Source organism: Propionivibrio sp. (assembly GCF_049316945.1).
GTDB lineage: Bacteria > Pseudomonadota > Gammaproteobacteria > Burkholderiales > Rhodocyclaceae > Propionivibrio.
In genome coordinates, this window is the sequence record NZ_JBMOJE010000027.1 from 15,505 (window position 1) to 39,931 (window position 24,427).

Here is a 24,427-nt window from a genome sequence, read left to right on the forward strand (position 1 = left end):
GTGCGGTGTGTGCCTTGATCCGGTGGATACGCGTCAACAAGCTTGCTATTGCCCTCAACAAGGAAGCCCGATGAAGTTCATCCATGCTGCCGATATCCATCTCGACAGCCCGTTATCGGGGCTCTCGGCCTACCAGGATGCGCCGACCGACCTGTTGCGGACAGCAACGCGCGATGCCTTCTCGAATCTGGTGGGCGAAGCCATCGACGAGGCCGTCGATTTCGTGATCATTGCCGGCGATCTCTATGACGGCAACTGGAAGGATTACAACACCGGCGTCTTCTTTTCGCGAGAGATGGGCCGACTGCATGCGGCCAGCATCCCCGTCTTCCTCATCTACGGAAACCACGATGCCGAAAGCGAGATGACCAGGAAACTGTCGCTGCCAGCGAACGTCACCGCCTTCGCTTCGAATCGGGCACATACCCTTCGCCTCGATCATCTCAAGGTCGCGCTGCATGGCCAGAGTTTCAAGCATGCGGCGACCACCGATAACCTGGCTGCCGACTATCCGCCGCGAGTAGATGGCTGGCTCAATATCGGCGTTCTGCACACCGCCCTCGAAGGTTACGCCGCGCATGCCAGTTACGCGCCCTGCTCGCTGGCCGAGTTACTGGCCAAGGGTTACGACTATTGGGCACTCGGTCACGTCCACGAGCACGCCGTGCTGCACACCGAGCCATGGATCGTCTTCCCCGGCAATCTGCAGGGTCGGCACATCCGCGAAACCGGTGCACGGGGCGCAATTCTGGTCACGGCAGACGAAGACCGCATCGTCTCGGTTGAACGCATCTGCACCGATGTCCTGCGCTGGCATCGCCTCGAGGTCGACGTGAGCGCGGCGGACGATCTCGCCACGGCCGTGAGATGTGTGAGCCGCAAGTTCTCGACGCTGCTCGAAACGGCTCAAGATGGTCGTCCGATGGCAGTCCGCGTGGTTCTCAATGGGCGAAGCACGGCGCATGGCGATCTGTTCGGAAACGAGGCACAGTTGCGCGCCGAGATATTGTCCCTTGCTGCGTCGCTGGCCGGCGACCGCGCCTGGATTGAAAAGGTTCGCGTGGAAACCACCCCGGTATTCGACGCCGCCGCCGTCCGCGCTCGTGCCGACGCAATCGCCGATCTTCAATCGCTGCTTGACCTCGCACCTGCCGACCCGGCACTGCTGGCCGCACTGACTGAGGAACTGCGCTACCTGGCCGACATCACTCCGCACGAACTGAGCGACGCGCTGCCACAACTCAAGGCGATCCGCAACGGCGAGGTCGGAGCAATCATCGAGTCCGTCGTGCCAGGCCTTATCGCCTATCTGATCAAGGCCGGCTGACATCATGCGCATCGATCGACTTGACCTGCCCCGCTACGGAAAATTCACCGATGCAAGCATCGATTTGCCGGTGGCCAAGCGTGATTTCCATCTCCTGGTCGGCGCTAACGAGGCTGGCAAGTCCACCATCCGCGACGCCATTCTCGATCTGCTGTTCGGCATCGAAGTACGTTCAACTTATGACTTTCTGCATCCGAAAGCCGAGCTGCGGCTCGGCGCGGCAATCTCCCACGCCGGCGACGTGCTCGATTTCCAGCGTGTAAAGAAGGCCCGCTCCTTGCTCGATGCCCAGGGGGCGGTCCTTGCCGACACCGCGCTGGCGAGCTTTCTCGGCAATGCCGACCGCAATTTTTTCGACCACATGTTCGGCCTCGACCACGACCGGCTGGTATCGGGCGGCAACGAGATACTCAAAGCGTCAAACGACGTCGGCCGAATACTCTTTCAGTCGGCCGCCGGAATCGGCAGCCTCGGCGCGGTGCGTGACGCTCTGGAGAACGAGGCCGACAAGCTGTGGGCTCGCCGGAAGTCCGGCGAACGTGCCTATTACGCCGCAGCCGCTGAACTGGCCGCCGCCGATAGCGCGCTTAAGCTGGCGGTGGTCAAAACCAAAGACTGGGCCGAAGCCCGGGGCAGCGTCGAGGCCATCGAGCGTGAATTGGCCGATCTGAAACAGGCATTTCATACCCTGGAAACCGAACGAACCCGCCTTGAACGTATCCGTCGCGTGGCACTTTCAGTGCATGCGTTCGCCGAGAGTTCGCAGGAACTGGCGGCACTTGGCGAAGTGCCGATTCTCCCCCAGGACGCCGCACAGTCCCTCGCTACGGCAGAAACAGGGATTGCCTCTGCAGCCTCGCAACAGAGGCTTGCCCGCGAGCTTGCCGATGAAGCGCGGGTGGCACTCGGGCAGCTCGCAGTCGATGAAGCCGCGTTGCACCATGCCGAGGCGATCATCTCTTTAGCGCAACGCGCACAGCAGACCCGTTTTCACGAGCGCGACATCGGCCGGCGTCAAATCGAAATCGAGGGGCACCAAAAAGGGCTTGCCGATGCGGCAAGACAACTGGGCTGGCCCGTTACCGATGACGCAACGATCGAAACCCGTCTGCCGCCCCTGCCAGCACGCAGCGCCATCGCTGCCCTGATCAAGCGCCATGGAGTCATTGAACAGACGCTGGCCGCCGCAACTGAAGTCGAGCATGCGAAGAAACACGAGATTGCCGGGATCACGATGCAACTTGACGGGCTGACCCGGTTCAACGCCGCGCCCGAATTGCATGCCGCGCTCGATGCGGCGCAAGGCTTGGGCGATTTCGAAGCGAATCGCGAACGCGAAGCCACCCGCACGACCAAGGCGCAGCGCCAACTGCGCTCGGCCGAGAGGAGGCTGGGCCAGTGGCGACTCGATCTATCTGCTCTGCGAACGTTGGTGTTGCCAGCGGCAGAATCTGTCCGGCAACAGCGTAATGATTTTGACCGGCTGGTTCTGGATCGCCGTGCTCTGGTCGCAAGGAAGGCAGAGCTCACGACCGAAATCGCCGCGCTGGAACTGGAAATCGAACAGTTCCGGCACTCCCGCCAGGCAGTTACACAGGATGATCTAGCGGCTGCCCGGAATGTACGCGATGGCGTATGGACGGCGATCAAGAGCGGTGCAACAACGATTGTCAACTGCTCTGCGGATTACGAAAACCATGTTCGCAACGCCGATGGCTTGTCCGACAAGCGCCACGACATGGCCCAGGAAGCCGCCGATCTGCAAGCCAGAATCGACACGCTGGCACGCCAGCGCCTGCAACTCGACACTACCGGCAAGCAACTTTCGACCATTGACGATGAAATCGCCGCTGTTGAGCGTGACTGGGCCGCCCAGGCAGTTGCTCTCGGATTCCCGGATATGCCGCTACTGGCCTATGAAGAATGGCGCCTGGCTCACGCCGAGGTAATCACCGCCATTGAAACAGCCGAACAGACACTCGCCGAGTCCGCGCATCTCAATGCCACAATTGAGGCCGCGAGAAGCAGGCTGCATGGTGCCCTGATCATTGCCGGTCGCCCCCCGGCCGAAGGCGCCGGACTGGATGTGCTGATCAAAACCGCCCGCACACTCATTGATGGCGCGACGACGACCGAGGCTCGCCGGGAAGAACTGCACCGGCAACGCGACCATGCCGAAGCAGCGCTGGCCGGCCTCAGCGAGAAATCTTCAAATGCTCAGTTGGCACGAAACACATGGCAAGCGTCATGGACCGCACTGCTCACCAAAGCCGGCCTTGCGGCCGACGCCGAGGTCGGCGCCACCGAAGGGGCGCTGACGCTGTTCGAAGTGATCGATGACAAGCTGAAGACTATCCGCGAAATCCGCAAAACGCGCATAGAAACGATGCGCCAGGATCTCGAAGATTTCGAGCGAGAGGCGCTGGCTCTCGTCCAGGTCATGGCCCTTGAACTTCATGGCCGAGGCGCAGCCGATGTCGCGCTGGAACTGTCGAACCGACTGGCAAAGGCGCGCGATGACAAGAAGGAAGCCGAGCGCCTGACCAATGACTGCCGCCGCTTCGAGAAACAGGTGGCCGAAGGGCAGGAGCGCATCGACGCGGCCGAAGCCAGTATTGCTGCGCTGCTGAGCACATCTGGCTCCACGACGCGCGGGGAACTGCACGAAGCGATTGTGCGCTCCGATTCACACCGATCGCTGACAACAGCTGCCGAGGCGGCGCGGCGTGCGGCCGAAGCCGGCGGTGATGGACTCAGCCTGACTCAACTGAACACTGAAATCGAGAGCGCCGACATCCCGCAGATCGCCGTGCAGCTTGGCGAAATTACCAGAGAACTCGAATCCGCCCGCAATCATCAGGCCGAACTCGCAGCCAACCTGGCGACGGCCAAGGCAGCACTCGGCAAGATTGCTGGCAAGGACGACGCCGCTCGCGCCGAATCGGCCCGCCAGGACGCACTGGCCAGGATGGCCGACGCCGTCGAGCGCTACATCAAGGTGCATACCGCAGGCCGGTTGTTACGCTGGGCTATCGACCGCTACCGCGAAACCAGACAGGGTCCAATGCTGGCGCGGGCGAGTGAGATATTCTCCGGGCTCACTCGCGGCTCCTTCATCAAACTGGTCGTCGATTTCGAATGTGATCCGCCAACCCTCGATGGCATGCGCCCGGGCGGCAAGACAGTCGGCATCGCCGGCATGAGCGACGGTACGCGCGACCAGCTGTATTTGGCATTACGCCTGGCTGCCCTTGAGATGCACATTGGCCAAGCGCACGCGCTGCCCTTCATCGCCGACGACCTGTTCATCAACTACGACGACGACCGCGCCCGAGCCGGGATCGAAGCCTTGGCTAAACTGTCAGAAACGACTCAAGTGATTTTTCTGACGCACCACGAACATCTGGTGCCGACGGTGAGGGCCGTCTTTGGCGAAGCGGCAAACATCGTTGAATTGCACAGTCGGTAAGGTGGCCGCTCTCACTTGCCATGATTCTTGCCACAATCAGGATCTGTAATCCTAACAATTTCAGTCTATCCACGAAAATCACGAAAGACACGAACAAAAACAACAGCTTGATGTATTTTCTCTATTCACCCTTTGGGTGGCGATCTTCAGCTTATTATCTCCTTGATTTTTTTCGTGCTTTTGGTGTTTTTCGTGGACGAACTGCTTTTTCCAGGGTGATAACAACTCGGGATTACCAGCCGGAAGACAATACCTTTTCTGCCCAGAACAGGGCGGTGATGGTCTTGCCGTCAGTGATTTCGCCACTACGAATCGCATGCAAAGCATCATCCAGGCTCAGGTTCAACACATCAAGAAACTCACCATGATCAAGTTGCTGGCCTGATTCGAGTTGCAGTCCTCGTGCGAGGTAGATCTCGATACGCTCGTTGGAATAGCCGATGCAAGGATGCATCACCCCCAGATAGCGCCACTCGCTTGCACTGTGCCCCGTCTCCTCAAGCAATTCCCTGGTAGCGGTATTGAGGATGTCTTCACCTGGTTCGATCTTCCCGGCCGGCAACTCAAGAAAAGCCTTGCCTAGCGGATAACGAAACTGTCTTTCGAAAATCAATTCGCCACTATCAAGCAGAGGAATGATGACCACCGCACCCTGGTGCAGAACATACTCCCGCGTACTTTCGTGCCCATCAGGTAACTGAATACGGTCAAAGCGGACGTCAAGCAACTTTCCGCGATACACCTGCGTGCTATCGATCTGAGTCTCTTGCAGGTGTGCATGGTCGTGCGTTTGTTTGTTTTTCATCCTGGCCCCCAATGCAAACGCCCCGACCAGCGGGGCGTCCAATGCATCAAATTACTACCGTTTAGAACGAGATCGAACGCGACAATGAAACCGCGCACAGCCACATCAAGGTGTTAGGGAAAATGCCGATCAGCGCTACCGCCAAACCATTGGCCGACAAGAGAACCTTCACGTCGATCGGCATCTGGATGCGCGCCATGTTTGCCGGCGGATCGAAATACATGACCTTGACCACGCGCAGGTAGTAATAGGCACCGACCAGCGAGAAAAACACGGCGGCGATGGCCAGCCACAGATGCCCGGCGACCACGACGGCCTGCAAGACCGAGAACTTGGCAAAGAAACCGACAAAGAACGGCACACCGGCCATGGAGAACATCATCATCATCATCATGGCGGCAAACCACGGACTGCGCTTGTTCAGACCCGCGAAGTCACTGATTTCGTCCGATTCGAAGCCGGATCGGGAAAGCAGCAGAATCATTCCGAAAGTGCCGGCACTGGTCAGCACGTAGGTGATGACGTAGAACATCGACGAGCTGTAGGCATTGAGTGCGAAGCGTGCATCGCCACCCACGACACCGGTCACCAGGCCAAGCAGCATGAAGCCCATGTGCGATATGGCTGAATAGGCAAGCATGCGTTTGAGATTGGTTTGTGCGATGGCGGCAAAATTACCAACAGCCATGGATAGGACTGAAAGAATGATCAGCATCGTCTGCCAGTCTTGCGAGACAACGATCAGCCCGTTGACCAGCATGCGGATGACTATAGCAAAAGCAGCAAGCTTGGGCGCGCTGGCGATGAACAGCGTAACCGACGTCGGGGCACCATGATAGACATCAGGAATCCACATGTGGAAAGGCACGACGCCCAGCTTGAAGGCAATACCGGAAACCAGGAAAACGACACCGAAACCGAGGATTGTCTTGTCGGCCTGACCGTTGAACAGGCGCTCAGCGACCGCCGTGATCTCAAGAGTGCCAGTCGCGCCATAGATCATCGACATGCCGTAGAGCAACAAACCTGAAGCCAGCGCACCGAGAACAAAATACTTCATCGCGGCCTCGGTCGCGGGAATCGAATCGCGATTCAGCGCTACCATGGCGTAGAGCGACAACGACAGCAGTTCAATACCGATATAAACCGTCAGGAAATGATTCGCTGAAATCATCACCATCATGCCCAGCGTGGCAAACAAGGTCAGGGTGTAATACTCGCCCTTGGCCATCTGCGGACGATCCTGGATGTAACTACGCGAGTAGAACAGCACAACCATCACGGTAAGATAAAGCAGGAGCTTCAGCATGTCTCCCATCAAGTCGGAGACGTACATATTGCTGAAGGTATAGAGGATCTGACCGGTACTCATGAAAAACGTGGCAATTGCCGCTCCGACCAGCGTCAACTGAGTCAGCACGAAGGTCACCGTGCGCTTCTTGTCCTTGACGAATAGATCAACGATCAGGATCACGCAGGCCATCGCCAGCAAGAATATCTCCGCGCTGGCAAGGCGCAGATCGGGCAGTACAAATTGCATTTCGGCAAGCGTCATAGCGGATACCAATTATAGGATCTTGCTTACGGCGATGTGACGCAGCAACTCGTTGACCGAGCTGTGCATGACTTCAGTGAATGGTTGCGGGTAGATGCCCATGCCCAGCGCGCCAATGGCGAGCAGAGCCAGAATCAGGAACTCACGCGCATTGATATCGGTGAGCTCCGCCACATGGTGATTGGCTACTGCACCAAACACCACGCGCTTATACATCCACAGCGTGTAGGCGGCGCCAACAATCATCGTCGAGGCTGCGGCGAACGCCACCCAGAAGTTGAACTTGACGGCTGCCAGAATGACCATGAACTCGCCAACGAAGCCGGAAGTCCCCGGCAGACCGGCGTTAGCCATGGCGAACAGCATGAAGAAAGCAGCGAACTTGGGCATGGTATTGACCACGCCACCATAATCGACAATCTGTCGCGAATGCACACGGTCATACATGACCCCGATGCAATAGAACATGGCGCCGGCAATAAAACCGTGCGAGATCATCTGCACCAGGGCGCCTTCAAGACCAAGCGCGCTGAACATGAAGAAGCCGAGTGTCACAAAGCCCATGTGGGCAATCGACGAGTAGGCCACCAACTTTTTCATGTCTTCCTGAACCAGTGCAACCAGACCGATGTAGACAATGGCGATCAGCGACATGCCGACAATCAGGCCGGAAAGTTCATGCGACGCATCGGGTGCGATCGGCAGCGAAAAACGCAGAAAGCCGTAGGCACCAAGCTTCAGCGCAATGGCAGCCAGCACGATCGAACCACCGGTCGGTGCCTCTACGTGCGCATCCGGCAACCAGGTATGCACCGGCCACATCGGCACCTTGACGGCAAAGGCCACCAGGAAGGCAAAGAAGATCCAGATCTGTGGGACCAAGCCGATCGGCATCTGATGCCAATCAAGAATCGAGAAACTCCCGCCCGACTGAACAAACAGATAGATCAAGGAAATCAGGAAAAGCAGCGAACCCATCAGCGTAAAGAGGAAAAACTTGAATGCCGCATAAACGCGATTTGGCCCACCCCAGACACCGATGATCAGGTAGAGCGGTATCAGAGAAGCCTCGAAGAACACGTAGAACAACATTCCGTCGAGCGAGGCAAAGATGCCGTTCAACAGACCTGACATGATCAGGAACGCGGCGTTGTACTGGGCAATCTTGTTGTTTATGACTTGCCATCCGGCGAGCACAACAATGACCGTGATGAAACTGTTGAGCATCACGAACAGCATCGAGATTCCGTCAACGCCCAAGTTGTAGTTGATGTTGAAGCGTGGAATCCATGGCGACAGCTCGACGAACTGCATCGCCGGTGTAGTCATGTCAAAACCGGTATAGAGCGGAATCGTGACCAGCAACCCGGCAACCGCGCCAAGCAAGGCGAGCATTCGAGCCAGCGGGGCATTACGATCCGATCCGGTAGCCAGCACGACGAAGCCGGAAAGAATCGGGACCCAGATGGCGAGTGAGAGAAGCGGCATACCTGACATATCGTTCCTAGTCTTTATCCAGTTCAGGCGCGCAAGAGCCAGAAAGAAAGTAACGCGCAAACACCGAAGATCATCGTGAAGGCGTAGTGGTAAATGTGTCCCGACTGGAACAGGCGAGCCATCATCGAGATCAAGCCAACCAGACGTACAGAACCTCCGACGATAAGGCCATCGATCACAGCGACATCGCCGCCTTTCCAAAGCCCCCTGCCAAGCAGACGTGCGCCTCCGGCAAAAACCACCTCGTTGAACTTGTCAAAGTAGTACTTGTTTTCGAGCAAGGTGTAGATAGGTCCGCAAGCCGCCTTGATCGCTGTCGGAATGGCTGGAAGCTTCAGATAGAAGATCCACGACAAGGCGACACCGGCAAAGGCCAGCCAGAATACCGGCGTATTGACGGAGTGGAGGGCCATGGCCAAGGCACCATGGAAATGATGCGCCAATTCTTCCATAACCGGATGCGCTTCAGCATTGACGAAAATGGCGTTCTTGAAGTAATTGCCATACAACATCGGCTCGATAGTCATGTAGCCAATAATGACCGAGGGGATCGCCAGCAACACCAGCGGCAGGGTCACAACCCAGGGTGTCTCATGCGGCTTCTGGCCAGGCGCTAGCCCATGGTGCTCTTCATGAGTATCGTCAGTGTGGTGATCGTCATGGACGGTCTGGTCATCGTGCTTGGCATGGACCTCATGGGCAACTTCATGCGTCTTGCCAAAACGCTCCTCACCATGGAACACCAGAAAATACATACGGAACGAATAGAAGGCGGTAATGAATACGCCGGCCATGACCGAGAAGTAAGCAAAGCCGGACCCGGTAATGTGTGACAGGGCTACCGCTTCAATGATCGAGTCTTTCGAGTAGAAACCGGCAAAGAAGGGAGTTCCAATCAGAGCCAGCGAGCCAATCAGCGAAGTGAGCCAGGTAATCGGCATGTATTTGCGCAGGCCGCCCATGTTGCGGATGTCCTGGTCATGATGCATGCCGATAATCACCGAGCCGGCCCCGAGGAACAGCAACGCCTTGAAGAAAGCGTGGGTCATCAGGTGGAAGATGGCCACCGAATAGGCCGAAACCCCCAAAGCAACCGTCATGTAACCGAGTTGAGAAAGCGTCGAATAGGCCACCACACGCTTGATATCGTTCTGGATAACACCGAGAAAGCCCATGAACAATGCAGTGATTGATCCGATAATTATGACGAAAGAAAGCGCCGTATCAGAGAGTTCAAACAGCGGCGACATGCGCGCGACCATGAAAATACCGGCGGTAACCATGGTCGCTGCGTGGATCAGTGCAGAGATTGGCGTCGGACCTTCCATCGAATCCGGCAACCAGACATGCAATGGAACCTGTGCCGACTTGCCCATCGCACCGATGAACAGCAGGATGCAGGTGGCACTCATCAGTGAAACCGTGCCCCAGTCATAACCGGAAACCAGCGTGATTGTGGCATCGGCCAGCGCGGGAGCATTCTCGAACACCGTCTTGTAATCGAGCGATCCGAAGTGGGCCAGAACCAGACCGATACCGAGAATGAAACCGAAGTCACCAACACGGTTGACCAGAAATGCCTTCATGTTGGCAAGAATAGCGGTCGGGCGGGTGTACCAGAATCCGATCAGCAGGTAGGAGACCAGGCCCACTGCCTCCCAGCCAAAGAACAACTGCATGAAATTGTTGCTCATTACCAGCATCAGCATCGAGAAGGTGAACAAGGCGATGTAGCTGAAAAAGCGGTTGTAGCCTGGATCGTCCTGCATGTAGCCGATGGTATAAATGTGCACCATCAGCGAAACGAAGGTAACGACCAGCATCATCGTTACCGTAAGCTGGTCGATCAGGAAGCCAACTTCAAAAGTGTAGTCACCGGAGGCCAGCCATTGATATACCGACCCGTTGAAGGTGTTGCCGGCCATCACATCCTTGAAGATGATTACCGAAGCGATGAAGGCAATCGCCACGCCCGAAATGGCAGCGGTATGCGCTACCCAGCGCGGGATGACGCGGCAGAAAAGCCCGGCAATAGCCGCCCCGAAGAGCGGTGCCAAGGGAACCAGCAAGTAGAGATTTTGCATTTCCATGTTCAACCCTTCAGGCTGTCCAGATCATCCACGTGGATGGTCTTCAGGTTACGGAACAGCACGACGAGTATCGCCAGGCCAATCGCAGATTCTGCAGCGGCAACGGTCAAAATGAAGAAGACGAAAATCTGCCCGGCCAGATCCTGCATGTAATGCGAGAAGGCGATGAAATTCATGTTCACCGCGAGCAGCATCAACTCGATCGACATCAGGATGATGATCAGATTTTTCCGGTTAAGGAAAATGCCGACGATGCTGATGGCAAACAGAATCGCGCCTAATATCAAAAAATGGGACAGTGTAAGCAAGGTGCCTCCCTGGTTCCTTCTGCAAATGGTGGTGCCATGCACCACCACGTCGTATTCTTAAAACTCGAATTCAATTACTCAATGCACACCGCTGTCAGCCAGGCTTTTCGGAGGGCATTTTCAGCACGCGTACGCGATCTTTCGCCTTTACAAAAACTTGCTGCGACGGATCAACCGATTTGCTCTTCCGCTTGCCGCGCAGTGTAAGCGCCGATGCAGCAACAATAGCTACAAGGAGGATGACCGAAGCCAACTCAAACGGATAAACGTACTCGGTAAACAACAGGCGGGCTACCGCCTGGACATTGCTGTATCCAGCCGCCGCTTGCGGAACGTTGTTCTCGAACAGATCGAAATAGCTGCCCCCAAGAACCAGGCTCATTTCAGCAACCATCAGCAGCGCGACGATCGAACCCAGTGGCAGGTAACTCCAGAAACCTTCACGCAGTCGATCAATGTTGATATCGAGCATCATGACAACAAACAGGAAGAGAACCATCACCGCGCCAACATAGACGAGGACCAGTGCAATGGCGAGAAATTCTGCCTGCAACAACACCCACACACCGCTCGCACTGACAAAGGCAAGGATGAGATGGAGCGCGGCGTGAACCGGATTGCGCAAGGTCACGACACGCAAACTGGCGTAAACCAGTATCGTGGAAAGAAAATAAAAAACGAAGGTCTTGAATTCCATCGTATCAGCGCCTGTTAGCGGTATTTCGAGTCAAGTTCACGGTCTTCGGCGATCTGTGATTCATACTGATCGCCGTTGGCCAGCAACATTGGCTTGGTGTAGTAAAGATCACCGCGCTTCTCGCCGTGATACTCGAAAATACGCGTCTCGACAATTGCATCAACCGGACAGGCTTCTTCACAAAAACCGCAGAAGATACACTTGGTCAAATCAATATCGTAACGTGTCGTGCGGCGCGAACCATCATCACGTTGCTCGGATTCGATAACAATGGCCATCGCCGGGCAAACAGCCTCACAGAGTTTGCAGCCAATACACCGTTCCTCACCGTTCGGATAACGGCGCAAGGCATGCAAACCACGAAAACGGAAGCTTTGTGGCGTCTTTTCTTCGGGATACTGGACGGTGATCTTGCGGGCAAACATATAGCGCCCGGTTACCGACATTCCCTTGAACAACTCCTTGAGCAGGAGACTGTTAAAAATATCTTTCATTGTTCCCATGATTAGCCTTTCACTTCCAGATGTTCCAAGGCGACATCATCCAGCAAGCGACAAACACCAACCAGATGAGACACACAGGTATGAACACTTTCCAGCCAAGACGCATGATCTGGTCGTAGCGATAACGCGGGAAGGTGGCGCGGATCCACAGGAAGAAGAACAATATCGCTGATATTTTCGCGAACAACCAGAAAATGCTGTCCGGCAAGAACCAGACCGGCGACAACCAGCCACCAAGGAATAGCAGTGATGTCAAGGTCGCACACAAGATCATGGCGGAGTATTCGGCAAGAGAGAATACCGCGAAGGCCATCCCTGAATACTCGACATGGAAGCCGACAATCTCGGATTCGCCTTCGGCCATGTCAAAAGGTGCGCGGTTGGTTTCGGCAACGATGGAAACCAGATAGACCACGAACATCGGCAACAGCGGCAACCAGTTCCATGACAAAAATCCCAACCCCATCTCGGCAAACCTGCCCTGCCCCTGGCCTCTGACAATATCGCCCAGATTAAGACTGTTCGAGACCATCAACACGACTACCAAAGCAAGACCCATTGCAATTTCATAGGAAATCAACTGCGCGGCAGAGCGCATGCCGCCCAGAAATGCATATTTGGAGTTGGAAGCCCAGCCTGCAAGGATGATGCCGTAAACACCGATTGAGGTAACTGCCATTATGTAGAGCAGGCTGGCGTTGACATTGGCCAGCACCATCGTGTCGTTGAATGGGATGACTGCCCAAGCAATCAGCGCGGGAGCAAAGGCAAAGGCAGGGGCCAGCAGGAATACAGATTTATCCGCTCCAGACGGAATGACAATCTCTTTGAACAGCAGTTTGAGGCCGTCCGCAATCGGCTGAATCAGGCCCCACGGACCAACGCGATTCGGGCCAATCCGCACTTGCATCCAGCCAATGACTTTTCGTTCCCAGAAAGTCAGGTAGGCAACAATGAGCAGCAGTGGCGCAATGATGAGCATCACTTTGACCACAGTCCACACCACGGTCAGAATGTCCTGCCACGCCGAACCAAAGGTGTCCTGCCCAAATTGCATCAGAATATTAAGATACGGGATCAAAAAGCCCGGCAACAGTTGCTGCAGCGCATCCACCATCATGCACGCTCCACGTTAATCGTACCGAACATGTCACCGAGAGCGGCAGTCGCAGCGTGGGCTGCCGCAACCCGAACACAACCCGCCGGCACGCTCTCATCTACCCTGGCCGTCAATAATGCTTCACCCGCTCCCTGTTTGACACGCACTTGGGAACCGTCTGCGATACCCGCCAACGCCAGCGTTGAAGCATTCATGCGCGCGGTCGGTGTCGCTGCATCGTGGGTCTGCTGCAAGGCTGCGGCGCGACGCACCAGTAGATCGGCAGAGTAAATCGGCACATCTGCGATTCGCTGCAGGCTGCTATCGGCAACGCCGAAGGAAAATGACTGACCGCTGATGCCATTATCAAGGCCTTCAACAAAGCAGGTGTCCGGCTGAACGATCTCGTCACGTACCTGCTCGCTCGATTCGTAATCAAAGCCAGGAATCGCCAGCATATTACCCAGAACACGTAGCACCTTCCAACTTGGGCGTGCATCGCCAAGCGGTCGACAGACGCCATTAAAACTCTGGATACGACCTTCTGTATTCACAAAGGAACCAGAGGTCTCGGTAAAAGGCGCAACTGGCAACAAAACATCTGCGTAATCAAGGGCTGCCTCGTGCTTGAACGGCGTCAGCATGACAACCAGTGCCGCCTGCTTGAGTGCAGAAACTGCCTGTTGCGGGTTATAGCAGTCAAGCTCTGGCTCGACACCAAGCAGGACATAGGCCTTGCGCGGTTGTCCGAACATTTCGTACGCGTTGAGAGCCGTCGGCAAAGCCTTGGCAACATAGCCACCGACGCTGTTTGCCGCTTCTCCGATGAAGCCGAAGCTGGCACCTGTAAGCCTGGCGAGTTCAGCAGCCAAAGCATGAAGCTGCGTAGCTTGAGCATTTTGCTCGGCAACATTGCCGAGGAAGATAGCGCGCTTCTCACCAGCCAGTAGACTTTGGGCAATCGCCTGGCTCGTTGCGCAGGGTTCGACTGATTCCAGACCTGCGGGAAGCTCGACGTTCTTGATCTGAGCCGCAGCTTTTACAATACCAGCCAGTGCAACAGTCAGATCAGCCGGAGAAACCGTAACTCGTGCGTGCAGTCTGATCAGCGGATCGTCACCGGTTACAGAGATCAGGCTGACCTCGCCCGACTTCTTGGCAAGCTGACGCAGCCGTTGGGTAAACAGCGGATGATCCTTGCGCAGGAAACTGCCAACCACCAGGACCGCGTCAAGATCCTTGATTTCCGAAAGCTTGAGACCAAGCCACGGCGTACCCGCCAGTTTGCCATCGGACGAAAAATCACGGCGGCGTGGACGAAAATCAACGCTGCCTGAACCCAGGCCACGGGTCAGTTTCTGGAGCAGATAGAGTTCTTCAAGCGTTGCGTGCGGCGAGCCCAGCGCAGCGATGGCCTCACCACCATGCGTCTTGGCAATATCCTTGAGTGCGTGCGAGACATAGTCCAACGCGACATTCCATTCGACTTCACGCAAGGCACCGTCGACACGGATCATCGGTTTCTGCAAACGCTCGCTGGAATTCAGCGCTTCATAGGAGAAACGATCCTTGTCCGATATCCAGCACTCGTTTACATCTTCATTCTCGCGTGGCAGAACGCGCATGACGCGGTTGTTCTTGACCTGAACCGTCAGATTCGAGCCAATGCTGTCGTGCGGGCTAACCGACTTGCGACGCGAAAGCTCCCAACTGCGTGCGGAGTAACGGAACGGTTTCGAAGTCAGTGCACCAACCGGGCAAAGGTCAATCATGTTGCCAGACAGTTCGGAATCAACCGTTCGGCCAACGAAGGTCTGAATCTCTGAATGCATATTGCGGTTGGCCATGCCAAGTTCCATCACGCCGGCGATTTCCTGACCAAAACGGACGCAACGTGTGCAATGGATGCAACGCGACATTTCCTGCATTGAAACCAGCGGACCAATATCCTTGTGAAAAACGACGCGCTTTGCTTCCTGGTAGCGTGAAGCACTGCCACCGTAGCCCACCGCCAGATCCTGCAACTGACACTCACCGCCCTGGTCGCAGATCGGGCAGTCAAGCGGGTGGTTGATCAGGAGAAATTCCATCACACCCTTCTGGGCAGTGATGGCAAGTTCCGAGTGGGTGAAAACTTTCATGCCGCTGGTGACTGGCGTCGCGCAAGCGGGTAATGGCTTTGGTGCCTTTTCGACCTGCACCAGGCACATCCGGCAGTTGGCGGAGATCGAAAGTTTCTTGTGGTAACAAAAATGAGGAATATAAGCGCCAACAAGCTGGGCAGCATCCATGATGGTGCTACCCGCTGGCACCTGCGCCTGTTTGCCGTCGATTTCAATATCTAGCATATGGCTACCTTAGACCGTTGCCTTGAAGAAGCCACTGCCCGCGCGCTGAACATCGGGCGGAACCAGACACTTCTTATGTTCAATGTGGTACGCAAACTCGTCACGGAAATGCTTGACGAAGCTCTGCACTGGCATCGATGCGGCATCGCCAAGCGCGCAAATGGTGCGGCCCATGATGTTGGTGGTGACACTGCTGAGCAGATCCAGATCATCCGGACGTCCCTGCCCGTTCTCGATGCGATGGACAATCTTGTACAGCCAGTTGGTACCTTCGCGACATGGCGTGCATTGCCCGCAGGACTCTTCGTAGTAGAAGAAGGAAAGCCGCTCTAGCGCCTTCACCATGCAGGTCGACTCATCCATGACGATGACTGCACCAGAACCGAGCATCGATCCGGCCTTGCTGATGGAATCATAGTCCAGCGTGCAGTCCATGATGATGTCGCCAGGCAGCACCGGTGAAGACGAACCGCCGGGGATGCAGCCCTTGAGCTTGCGACCGCCGCGCATGCCGCCGGCCATTTCAAGCAATGTCGAAAATGGCGTACCCAGCGGAATTTCATAGTTACCCGGCTTGTTAACATGACCGGAAATCGAGAACAGCTTGGTGCCGCCGTTATTGGCCTTGCCGGCTTCAAGGTAGGCTTCGCCGCCCAGGTTCATGATGAACGGAATGGCGCTGAAGGTCTCGGTGTTGTTGATTGTTGTTGGCTTGCCATAAAGGCCGAAGCTGGCCGGAAATGGCGGTTTGAATCGTGGCTGTCCCTTTTTACCTTCAATCGATTCGAGGAGCGCGGTTTCTTCGCCGCAGATATAGGCGCCGTAACCGTGATGTGCAAAAAGATCGAAGTCGAAGTCGGAACCCAGGATGTTCTTGCCAAGCAGACCGGCCGCTCGCGCCTCATCCAAAGCTTCTTCAAAGCGTGTGTAGACTTCCCAGATTTCGCCGTGAATGTAGTTGTAGCCGCGTGAGGCACCCATGGCATAGGCGGCGATGGTCATGCCCTCGATGACCGAGTGCGGATTGAAAAGCAGGATGTCACGATCCTTGAAGGTACCAGGCTCGCCTTCGTCGGAATTGCAGACAACATATTTGTCGCCAGGAAATGAGCGTGGCATGAAACTCCACTTCAGCCCGGTCGGAAAGCCAGCACCGCCACGACCGCGCAGTACCGATTTTTTGACTTCGTTGATCACCACTTCCTGGGGTGTTTTCTCGGCGATAATTTTTTTCAGGGCCGCATAGCCGCCACGCTTGACGTAGTCTTCCAGCCGCCATGCGCTATCCCCGTTGAGGCCGATGGAGAGCATCGGATTGATTGCACCGAGGATCGCCATTATTCGAGCTCCGCCAGCAGTTTGTCGATTTGCTCAGGCAGCATGCAACTGCACATGCGACGGTTATTGACCAGCATCACCGGTGCATCGCCGCAAGCGCCCATGCACTCGCCCTCCTTGAGGGTGATCTTGCCATCGGGGGTCGTCTCATTGAAACCGACACCCAGTTTCTGCTTGAGGTACTCACCTGCATCAACACCGCCGGATAGCATGCACGGCAGGTTGGTACAGACTGTCAGCTTGTATCTCCCAACCGGCTTCAGGTCATACATATTGTAAAAGCTGGCTACCTCGTAGGCTGCCATCGGCGCCATGCCAAGATAGTTGGCGACAAACTCGATCGCCTCACTCGGCAACCAGCCCTGCTCTTCCTGGGCAATCGCCAGCGCCGCCATCACCGCCGACTGTTTCTGCTCAGCCGGATACTTGGCGATCTCTCGATCAATTCTCTTCAGGGATTCTGTAGTGAGCATCAGCGGTCAATCTCGCCAAAAACGATGTCTATTGTGCCGACCATTGTTACCACGTCGGCAATCATGTGGCCACGCGTCAGTTCATCCATTGCTGATAGATGGACGTAACCTGGCGAACGGATCTTCAGGCGGTAAGGCTTGTTCGCGCCATCCGAAATTGCGTAGATACCAAACTCACCTTTCGGGTGCTCAACAGCGGAGTAGAACTGGCCTTCAGGCACGTGAATTCCTTCGGTGCACAACTTGAAGTGGTGGATCAACTCCTCCATGTTCGACTTCATGTTTGCACGCGACGGTGGCGCTACCTTGTGGTTGTCGCTGATAACCGGACCAGGATTGACACGCAGCCAGTCGATACACTGCTTGATGATGCGATTCGACTGGCGCATTTCTTCGACACGAACCAGGTAACGGTCATAACAGTCACCGGTCACGCCAACCGGAATGTCGAAATCGATCCGGTCATAAACTTCGTAGGGCTGCTTCTTGCGCAGATCCCAGGCAATCCCGGAACCACGCAGCATCGGGCCGGTAAAGCCCAATTGCAGGGCGCGTTCAGGAGTAACGATGCCCACGTCAACAAGACGCTGTTTCCAGATACGGTTATCGGTGAGCAAGGTTTCGTACTCGTCGAGAAGCTTCGGAAACCGGCTGACAAAATCTTCAAGAAAATCCAGGAACGAGCCGCTGCGTACCTCATTGATCTTCCTGACTTCAGCCGCACTTTTCCACTTCGACTCGCGATATTGCGGCATGCGGTCAGGCAGATCACGATAGACACCACCCGGCCGATAGTAAGCGGCATGCATCCGGGCGCCCGATACGGCTTCATAGCAGTCAATCAGATCCTCACGCTCACGGAAAGCGTAAAGAACCATGGTCATCGCTCCGACATCAAGCCCGTGCGCACCAATCCACAACAAGTGGTTCAGAACTCGCGTTATTTCATCAAACATCACGCGGATGTACTGAGCGCGAATAGGCACTTCAATACCGACCATTTTTTCGATTGCCATGCAGTAGGCGTGCTCACTGCACATCATCGACATGTAATCAAGACGATCCATGTAGGGAACTGACTGCACCCAGGTCTTTGTTTCTGCGAGTTTTTCAGTCGCGCGATGCAGCAATCCGATGTGCGGATCGGCACGCATGACGACTTCACCGTCAAGTTCGAGCACCATGCGCAAAACACCGTGCGCGGCTGGATGCTGCGGCCCGAAGTTAAGGGTGTAGTTCTGGATATCAGGCATTATCAACGTCCCCGTAGCCCTGTTCCCGAACGATTCGCGGAGTGATCTCACGCGGCTCGATGGTCACAGGTTGGTAAATCACACGCCGTTGATCGGGGTCGTAGCGCATTTCGACATAACCGGAAATAGGAAAATCCTTGCGGAAGGGATGCCCAATGAAACCATAGTCGGTAAGAATCCTGCGCAGATCGGTATGCCCCGGGAATACAATGCCATACAGATCAAAGGCTTCTCGCTCGAACCAGTTAACAGAATTCCAGATCGAAACAATTGAGGGAATCGAGGGGAAATCATCTTCGAGCGCAAAACAACAAACGCGAACACGCCAGTTGTGCGTAATTGAAATCAGGTGATTGACAACAGCGAAACGCTTGCCGGCCCAATCACCATTACCATAGGTCGAGAAATCAACTCCGCAGAGATCCATCAATTGCTCGAAACGCAATTCTGGCTCATCACGAAGCATCGTCATCACATCGAGATAATCTGCCACATCGACATCGATGGTTATTTCGCCAAGGGCGACCTGCTGTGAACGGATTCGCTCTCCGAGGTGTTTTTGCAGGTTCTGGCTAAGCACTTCAAGCTTGGCGGACATGACGAGCTCTCGGTTGGTTTAACGGGCGATAGTGCTGGTACGGCGAATCTTGTTCTGCAACTGGATCAGGCCATAAATCAGGGCCTCTGCAGTTGGCGGACAACCGGGAACATAGATATCGACAGGAATGATGCGGTCACAGCCACGGACAACCGAATACGAGTAGTGATAGTAACCTCCCCCATTGGCGCAAGAACCCATGGAAATCACCCAGCGTGGCTCGGCCATCTGGTCATATACCTTGCGCATGGCCGGAGCCATTTTATTGGTCAGGGTGCCGGCAACGATGATGACGTCGGACTGTCGCGGACTGGGGCGAAAAACAATGCCGAAACGATCAAGATCGTAACGCGAGCAACCGGCATGAATCATCTCGATCGCACAGCAGGCCAGACCAAAAGTCATCGGCCACATTGAACCGGTGCGAACGTAGTTGATCAGCTTGTCAGCCGTCGTTGTAATAAAGCCTTCCTGGAGAATGCCATCAATACCCATTGTTCACTCCCAATCCAGCGCACCTTTGGCCCAGGCATAGATATAGCCAACGACCAATATGGCGACAAAAACCAGCATCTCGAAAAAACCGAACCACTTGACCGAATCGGTCAGGACAATCTCTTTGAAGATCGTCGCCCAAGGCACAAGAAAGGCTACTTCAAGATCAAACAGGATAAACAGGATGGCGATCAGGTAATAACGCACATCGAACTTCATGCGGGCATCTTCAAAGGCCTCGAACCCGCATTCGTAAGGCGAAAGCTTTTCGCTATCCGGGCGATGGGGAGCCACCACCAGACCGCTGATGACCGGAGCGATACCGAATACGATACCAATCAGGATGAAGACAAATACCGGGAAATAGTTTTCCAGCATAATCCGCCACGCTATCGCTAAGATTCAGATCAGAGCTATCCATTCCGGATAACTCCACTTGGTGCCGACGATGAGACTCGAACTCATACGACCTAAGTCACTACCCCCTCAAGATAGCGTGTCTACCAATTTCACCACGTCGGCACTTCTTGGTCAGACGGCGAGGTATTCAAAGGAGGAAAACACACCCTCGCCGCTTTCTTGCAGTCAATCTACTTCGGAATATCTTTTGTCTTCGAGCCAGAATTCGCAGGGCTTCCAGCCTTTTCAGAGCCAGCCGCAGCCGGTGCTGAAAGAGGTTGCGATGTTACCGCATCCTGCATGACACTGCCAGTCGTTTTTGGCTTATTGGAGGCTATGTAGGCCAATGAAAGGCTGGTCACAAAAAACACGGCGGCCAGAACAGCTGTCGTCCGGCTAAGGAAGTTGGCCGACCCCGTGGCACCAAACAGGCTGCCCGAGGCTCCGCTACCGAAAGCCGCGCCCATGTCAGCGCCCTTGCCGTGTTGAACCAGCACCAGACCGATGACACCGATCGCGGCCAGAATGTGAATCACCAAAACAGTTGGTAACAGATATTCCATGGTGCCTCTTTATTGAACCGCTGCACGACAAATGGCGAGGAAGTCAGCCGCAACCAAAGACGCGCCACCAATCAGGCCGCCATCGATATCAGGCATGCCAAACAACTCAACCGCATTGGACGGTTTGACACTGCCACCGTACAGAATTTGCAGGCCTTCAGCCACCTTGGCGTCAGCACGGGCAATCTGCGCACGAATGGCGGCATGTACTTCCTGTGCCTGTTCCGATGTCGCTGTACGACCGGTACCAATGGCCCAAACCGGTTCATAGGCAACCACTGCACCAGCGAAGGCGGCAACGCCAACGCGCTTCAGAACAGCATCAATTTGAGCCGAAACCACTTCGACGGTCTGCTCGGCTTCACGCTGGGCCAGTGTTTCACCGACGCAAAGAACCGGACACAAACCGGCGGCCAGTGCAGCGGCAAACTTCTCAGCCACCAGGGCATCCGACTCACCGTAGATTGCACGACGCTCTGAGTGGCCAACTAGGACATAGCGACAGGCGAAATCCTGCAGCATCGCAGCGCTGACTTCGCCAGTGAAGGCACCTTGTACCTGCTCGCTCATATTCTGAGCGCCCCAAGCCAGGGACGTTCCAGTCAAAACGGACTGAGCCTGTGCCAAATAGGGGAAAGGGACGCAAACCGCTGCCGTCATACCACGCAATTCAGCAACGCCATTAACGACATCCTGAAGCAACTGCAAGTTGGTCTTAAGCCCACCGTGCATCTTCCAATTACCTGCTACCAGCTTCTGACGCATAGCACCCTCCTCCAAAAAAGTCGAAATTATAGTCAAACAGAGCCCCTCCGGTCAATAAAAAGCCTGCGTGCGTTTTTCCGGGAGCATAAAGCAACGGCCGGAGAGAACCGGCCGTTACACGTAGTCACGCAAGGAATCCAGCCAGTTCTGACTACCCAAAACGACCGGTAATATAGTCCTCTGTCTCTTTTTTCTTGGGCTTGATGAACACCTGATCGGTCACACCAAACTCGACCATCTCACCGATATACATGTACGCGGTATAGTCCGATATGCGGGCGGCTTGCTGCATATTGTGCGTCACGATCAGAATCGTCACCTTTTCCTTCAACTCGGTGATGAGTTCCTCGATACTGGCTGTGGCGATCGGATCGAGTGCCGATGTCGGCTCGTCGAACAGCATCAATTCCGGATCAGTCGCCAAAGCCCTTGCGATGCACAGGCGTTGCTGCTGACCACCCGAAAGGTTGGCACCCAGTTCCTTGAGACGATCTTTGACCTCAACCCACAGGGCCGCGCTACGCAATGCAGCCTCGACCTTGTCATCGATCACTGAACGCGAACTTTCACCCCGAACCCGCAAACCGTAGGCTACGTTTTCGTAGATCGATTTCGGAAATGGATTGGGTTTCTGAAAGACCATGCTGATACGCATACGAACTTCGATCGGGTCGACTTTTGGCGAAAGCAGGTTAGTGCGATCCGGATGAAAATCGATGGCGCCCTCGTAGCGATTTCCCGGATACAGGTCGTGCATGCGGTTAAAGCAGCGAAGATAGGTCGATTTTCCGCACCCTGACGGCCCGATCAAAGACGTAACTTTTCTCTCATAGATCGGCATATTCACGTTCTTGAGCGCCTGGAAATTACCGTAATGAAAACTCAGGTTTCTGGCTTCTGCCTTGAGCGGTAAATGGGTATCGTGCATGCTGTTCTCAGTCATTAAATTCACCTTTGGATGCTTACCAATTGATATTCTTGCGCAATCGATAGCGCAACCAGATGGCCAGGCCGTTCATGGCCAATGTCATAAGAACAAGAATGAAACCGGCTGCTGCCGCGTTATTCAAGAAGGCCGCCTCTGGACGTGACGTCCAGTTGAACATCTGGATCGGCATCACCGTAAAAGGAGCAAACAGCCAGTCAAACAAACCTGCCGGCGGATCTCCCGTAAAAGGGGCCGTGGGCAGAAAGGCAATAAAGGTCAATGCACCCACGGTAATGATCGGTGCCGTTTCACCAATCGCCCGCGCCATACCAATAATCACACCGGTCAGAATACCGGCGCTGGAATAAGGCACGATATGGTCGCTGACCACCTGCCAGGTAGTTGCTCCACAGGCGTAGGCTCCCTCCCGGATAATCTGGGGAATGGAGCGGATCGCTTCCCGGGTGGCAACAATGACCACGGGCAAAATCAGTAGCGCCAGGGTTAGGCCGGCGGTAAGGATGCTTTGCCCGAGGCCGAAGGTGTACACAAACAGACCGAGCGCAAGCAAGCCATAAATGATCGACGGCACACCGGCCAGATTGCTGACGTTGATCTCGATGATGTCGGTGATCCAGTTCTTTGGCGCGTACTCTTCGAGATATACGCCAGCGGCTACCCCCAAGGGCACGGCAGCAAATCCGGTCACCAGCATCACCAAAACCGACCCTACCCAGGCCGAGAGTATCCCGGCATTTTCGGCACGCCGCGAGGGAAAAGAGGTCAGGAAATCAATACTGATTCGCCCCAGACCATTGATCGCCATATCGGCGAACAGTGCGGCGAAGGTCATCAGGGCGAGCATCAGCGCCAGGATGCCGAGCAAACCGAACATCAAGTCCCAGCGCTTGTGCGCAACAATCATCGAGCGCAGAGCCTGCAATTCCTGTTGATTCATATCAATACACCTCGCGATACTTCTTGCGCATGTAAAAGCCGATCAGATTGAATACCAGCGTCAGCAGCATCAACGACAGACCGGCAGCAAAGATCGTCTGATAGCCGATGCTGCCGTGCGGCAGATCACCGAGCGCCACCTGAACAATGAATGAAGTAATCGTTGCACCGGGCTCGGACGGATTGAATGTCAGATTGGGCTGCATACCGGCCGCCACCGCCAGAATCATCGTCTCGCCGACCGCACGCGAGATGCCGAGAATGTAAGCTGCGGCGATCCCCGAGGTGGCCGATGGCACCACAACCCGCAAGGCGGTCTGCAAACGCGTGGCGCCGGTGGCATAGGAGCCCTCGCGCAACGCCATGGGCACGGCGCGCATGGCATCCTCGGAGAGCGAAGCAACATAGGGAATGATCATCACCCCCATGACGAGCCCCGCGGAAAGCAGATTGAAACCGGGCAGGCCGGGAAATATTTCTTGTAGCAAAGGGGTCACGAACAGCAAGGCAAAGTAGCCATAAATGATCGTCGGAATTCCCCCGAGCAATTCAAGAAATGGCTTGGCAATTTCCCGAATGCTGAATGGTGCGAATTCGGAAAGATAAATGGCGATGATCGTGCCCAAAGGGATCGCCACCAGCAAGGCCACCATCGAACTCGTAATGGTGCCGGAAAGCAGAACCATGATGCCGTAGTGGGCATCATCAAAAAGCGGGGTCCACTGCGTATCGAACAGGAAATCAGTCAGCGGAACATGCTGGAAGAACACCCAGGATTCTCTGACCAGAATATAAACAATCGCCGTGGTTGTAAAAACCGAAAGAAACGCCGCGAGAAAGAGGATCGATTCGATCACCCGTTCCTTGACATGGCGTGTAAGGTCTTTTTTTAGTCGATCACTGGGTTCAGGCATAACGTCAAGTCTTCCAGCAGTTATTGCGTATGAATTCACCAACAAA

22 protein-coding genes and 1 tRNA gene are annotated in these 24,427 nt (G+C 55.3%); 2 read left to right on the forward strand and 21 right to left on the reverse strand.

Annotated features, from left to right (window positions below; all coding sequences use genetic code 11):
• Positions 1 to 70 precede the first annotated feature (70 nt).
• Positions 71 to 1,327 (forward strand): metallophosphoesterase family protein, encoded by a 1,257-nt coding sequence (locus ACOYNV_RS08435; RefSeq protein WP_422899321.1) that lies wholly within the window; start codon positions 71 to 73, stop codon positions 1,325 to 1,327.
• Between the two features lie 4 nt (positions 1,328 to 1,331).
• A complete protein-coding gene (locus ACOYNV_RS08440) occupies positions 1,332 to 4,796 on the forward strand; it encodes an AAA family ATPase (protein ID WP_422899322.1) in 3,465 nt (1,154 codons plus the stop codon).
• 232 nt (positions 4,797 to 5,028) lie between these two features.
• Here ACOYNV_RS08440 and ACOYNV_RS08445 read toward each other — a convergent pair whose 3' ends face one another.
• The 21 genes from ACOYNV_RS08445 to pstC form a co-directional block, all read right to left on the reverse strand.
• Positions 5,029 to 5,601 carry an NUDIX domain-containing protein gene (locus tag ACOYNV_RS08445; protein ID WP_422899323.1) on the reverse strand — a complete coding sequence of 191 codons (573 nt, stop codon included), beginning with the start codon at positions 5,599 to 5,601 and terminating at the stop codon, positions 5,029 to 5,031.
• A gap of 61 nt (positions 5,602 to 5,662) precedes the next feature.
• Positions 5,663 to 7,141, reverse strand: coding sequence for an NADH-quinone oxidoreductase subunit NuoN (nuoN, locus tag ACOYNV_RS08450; protein WP_422899346.1), 1,479 nt, complete (start codon positions 7,139 to 7,141; stop codon positions 5,663 to 5,665).
• A 27-nt stretch (positions 7,142 to 7,168) separates the two neighbouring features.
• Complete coding sequence (locus ACOYNV_RS08455; protein WP_422899324.1) at positions 7,169 to 8,653, reverse strand: NADH-quinone oxidoreductase subunit M; 1,485 nt, start codon at positions 8,651 to 8,653, stop codon at positions 7,169 to 7,171.
• Between the two features lie 23 nt (positions 8,654 to 8,676).
• Entirely contained in the window at positions 8,677 to 10,743 is a 2,067-nt protein-coding gene (gene nuoL / locus ACOYNV_RS08460; RefSeq protein WP_422899325.1) for an NADH-quinone oxidoreductase subunit L, read from the reverse strand.
• Between the two features lie 2 nt (positions 10,744 to 10,745).
• Complete coding sequence (nuoK, locus tag ACOYNV_RS08465; RefSeq protein ID WP_422899326.1) at positions 10,746 to 11,051, reverse strand: NADH-quinone oxidoreductase subunit NuoK; 306 nt, start codon at positions 11,049 to 11,051, stop codon at positions 10,746 to 10,748.
• Between the two features lie 94 nt (positions 11,052 to 11,145).
• A complete protein-coding gene (locus tag ACOYNV_RS08470; protein ID WP_422899327.1) occupies positions 11,146 to 11,748 on the reverse strand; it encodes an NADH-quinone oxidoreductase subunit J in 603 nt (200 codons plus the stop codon).
• Between the two features lie 14 nt (positions 11,749 to 11,762).
• Positions 11,763 to 12,251, reverse strand: coding sequence for an NADH-quinone oxidoreductase subunit NuoI (gene nuoI / locus ACOYNV_RS08475; RefSeq protein WP_422899328.1), 489 nt, complete (start codon positions 12,249 to 12,251; stop codon positions 11,763 to 11,765).
• 10 nt (positions 12,252 to 12,261) lie between these two features.
• Positions 12,262 to 13,308, reverse strand: coding sequence for an NADH-quinone oxidoreductase subunit NuoH (nuoH, locus tag ACOYNV_RS08480; protein ID WP_422899347.1), 1,047 nt, complete (start codon positions 13,306 to 13,308; stop codon positions 12,262 to 12,264).
• A 59-nt stretch (positions 13,309 to 13,367) separates the two neighbouring features.
• Complete coding sequence (gene nuoG, locus ACOYNV_RS08485) at positions 13,368 to 15,698, reverse strand: NADH-quinone oxidoreductase subunit NuoG (protein ID WP_422899329.1); 2,331 nt, start codon at positions 15,696 to 15,698, stop codon at positions 13,368 to 13,370.
• Between the two features lie 9 nt (positions 15,699 to 15,707).
• The gene (gene nuoF, locus ACOYNV_RS08490) at positions 15,708 to 17,036 is read right to left on the reverse strand and encodes an NADH-quinone oxidoreductase subunit NuoF (protein ID WP_422899330.1); all 1,329 of its coding nucleotides are present in this window, start codon (positions 17,034 to 17,036) and stop codon (positions 15,708 to 15,710) included.
• Positions 17,036 to 17,509 (reverse strand): NADH-quinone oxidoreductase subunit NuoE, encoded by a 474-nt coding sequence (gene nuoE, locus ACOYNV_RS08495; protein WP_422899331.1) that lies wholly within the window; start codon positions 17,507 to 17,509, stop codon positions 17,036 to 17,038. The genes nuoF and nuoE overlap by 1 nt, the downstream gene beginning before the upstream one ends.
• The gene (locus ACOYNV_RS08500; RefSeq protein WP_422899332.1) at positions 17,509 to 18,762 is read right to left on the reverse strand and encodes an NADH-quinone oxidoreductase subunit D; all 1,254 of its coding nucleotides are present in this window, start codon (positions 18,760 to 18,762) and stop codon (positions 17,509 to 17,511) included. The genes nuoE and ACOYNV_RS08500 overlap by 1 nt, the downstream gene beginning before the upstream one ends.
• Positions 18,755 to 19,360 carry an NADH-quinone oxidoreductase subunit C gene (locus ACOYNV_RS08505; RefSeq protein ID WP_422899333.1) on the reverse strand — a complete coding sequence of 202 codons (606 nt, stop codon included), beginning with the start codon at positions 19,358 to 19,360 and terminating at the stop codon, positions 18,755 to 18,757. Before ACOYNV_RS08505 ends, ACOYNV_RS08500 begins: the two co-directional genes overlap by 8 nt.
• Before the next feature lie 18 nt (positions 19,361 to 19,378).
• Positions 19,379 to 19,855 (reverse strand): NuoB/complex I 20 kDa subunit family protein, encoded by a 477-nt coding sequence (locus ACOYNV_RS08510; protein WP_422899334.1) that lies wholly within the window; start codon positions 19,853 to 19,855, stop codon positions 19,379 to 19,381.
• A gap of 3 nt (positions 19,856 to 19,858) precedes the next feature.
• Positions 19,859 to 20,233, reverse strand: coding sequence for an NADH-quinone oxidoreductase subunit A (locus ACOYNV_RS08515; protein ID WP_422899335.1), 375 nt, complete (start codon positions 20,231 to 20,233; stop codon positions 19,859 to 19,861).
• Positions 20,234 to 20,292: 59 nt separating this feature from the next.
• Positions 20,293 to 20,377, reverse strand: a tRNA-Leu gene (locus ACOYNV_RS08520).
• A 68-nt stretch (positions 20,378 to 20,445) separates the two neighbouring features.
• The gene (secG, locus tag ACOYNV_RS08525) at positions 20,446 to 20,817 is read right to left on the reverse strand and encodes a preprotein translocase subunit SecG (protein WP_422899336.1); all 372 of its coding nucleotides are present in this window, start codon (positions 20,815 to 20,817) and stop codon (positions 20,446 to 20,448) included.
• Positions 20,818 to 20,826: 9 nt separating this feature from the next.
• Positions 20,827 to 21,582, reverse strand: a complete 756-nt coding sequence (gene tpiA / locus ACOYNV_RS08530; protein ID WP_422899337.1) for a triose-phosphate isomerase — start codon at positions 21,580 to 21,582, stop codon at positions 20,827 to 20,829.
• 151 nt (positions 21,583 to 21,733) lie between these two features.
• Complete coding sequence (gene pstB / locus ACOYNV_RS08535; protein ID WP_422899338.1) at positions 21,734 to 22,525, reverse strand: phosphate ABC transporter ATP-binding protein PstB; 792 nt, start codon at positions 22,523 to 22,525, stop codon at positions 21,734 to 21,736.
• 19 nt (positions 22,526 to 22,544) lie between these two features.
• Positions 22,545 to 23,468, reverse strand: a complete 924-nt coding sequence (gene pstA / locus ACOYNV_RS08540) for a phosphate ABC transporter permease PstA (RefSeq protein WP_422899339.1) — start codon at positions 23,466 to 23,468, stop codon at positions 22,545 to 22,547.
• Between the two features lies 1 nt (position 23,469).
• Complete coding sequence (gene pstC / locus ACOYNV_RS08545; protein WP_422899340.1) at positions 23,470 to 24,381, reverse strand: phosphate ABC transporter permease subunit PstC; 912 nt, start codon at positions 24,379 to 24,381, stop codon at positions 23,470 to 23,472.
• Between the last annotated feature and the right edge of the window lie 46 nt (positions 24,382 to 24,427).

Coding starts and splice junctions, on each gene's coding strand:
- pstB (WP_422899338.1), bottom strand. CDS start 22,525: ATGACTGAGAACAGCATGCACGATACCCATTTACCGCTCAAGGCAGAA.
- ACOYNV_RS08515 (WP_422899335.1), bottom strand. CDS start 20,233: ATGCTGGAAAACTATTTCCCGGTATTTGTCTTCATCCTGATTGGTATC.
- nuoL (WP_422899325.1), bottom strand. CDS start 10,743: ATGGAAATGCAAAATCTCTACTTGCTGGTTCCCTTGGCACCGCTCTTC.
- secG (WP_422899336.1), bottom strand. CDS start 20,817: ATGGAATATCTGTTACCAACTGTTTTGGTGATTCACATTCTGGCCGCG.
- ACOYNV_RS08435 (WP_422899321.1), top strand. CDS start 71: ATGAAGTTCATCCATGCTGCCGATATCCATCTCGACAGCCCGTTATCG.
- nuoE (WP_422899331.1), bottom strand. CDS start 17,509: ATGCTCACTACAGAATCCCTGAAGAGAATTGATCGAGAGATCGCCAAG.
- nuoF (WP_422899330.1), bottom strand. CDS start 17,036: ATGGCGATCCTCGGTGCAATCAATCCGATGCTCTCCATCGGCCTCAAC.
- nuoG (WP_422899329.1), bottom strand. CDS start 15,698: ATGCTAGATATTGAAATCGACGGCAAACAGGCGCAGGTGCCAGCGGGT.
- nuoN (WP_422899346.1), bottom strand. CDS start 7,141: ATGCAATTTGTACTGCCCGATCTGCGCCTTGCCAGCGCGGAGATATTC.
- ACOYNV_RS08500 (WP_422899332.1), bottom strand. CDS start 18,762: ATGCCTGATATCCAGAACTACACCCTTAACTTCGGGCCGCAGCATCCA.
- ACOYNV_RS08510 (WP_422899334.1), bottom strand. CDS start 19,855: ATGGGTATTGATGGCATTCTCCAGGAAGGCTTTATTACAACGACGGCT.
- ACOYNV_RS08440 (WP_422899322.1), top strand. CDS start 1,332: ATGCGCATCGATCGACTTGACCTGCCCCGCTACGGAAAATTCACCGAT.
- nuoH (WP_422899347.1), bottom strand. CDS start 13,308: ATGCAATTTGGGCAGGACACCTTTGGTTCGGCGTGGCAGGACATTCTG.
- tpiA (WP_422899337.1), bottom strand. CDS start 21,582: ATGCGTCAGAAGCTGGTAGCAGGTAATTGGAAGATGCACGGTGGGCTT.
- ACOYNV_RS08455 (WP_422899324.1), bottom strand. CDS start 8,653: ATGTCAGGTATGCCGCTTCTCTCACTCGCCATCTGGGTCCCGATTCTT.
- ACOYNV_RS08445 (WP_422899323.1), bottom strand. CDS start 5,601: ATGAAAAACAAACAAACGCACGACCATGCACACCTGCAAGAGACTCAG.
- ACOYNV_RS08505 (WP_422899333.1), bottom strand. CDS start 19,360: ATGTCCGCCAAGCTTGAAGTGCTTAGCCAGAACCTGCAAAAACACCTC.
- pstC (WP_422899340.1), bottom strand. CDS start 24,381: ATGCCTGAACCCAGTGATCGACTAAAAAAAGACCTTACACGCCATGTC.
- ACOYNV_RS08470 (WP_422899327.1), bottom strand. CDS start 11,748: ATGGAATTCAAGACCTTCGTTTTTTATTTTCTTTCCACGATACTGGTT.
- nuoI (WP_422899328.1), bottom strand. CDS start 12,251: ATGGGAACAATGAAAGATATTTTTAACAGTCTCCTGCTCAAGGAGTTG.
- pstA (WP_422899339.1), bottom strand. CDS start 23,468: ATGAATCAACAGGAATTGCAGGCTCTGCGCTCGATGATTGTTGCGCAC.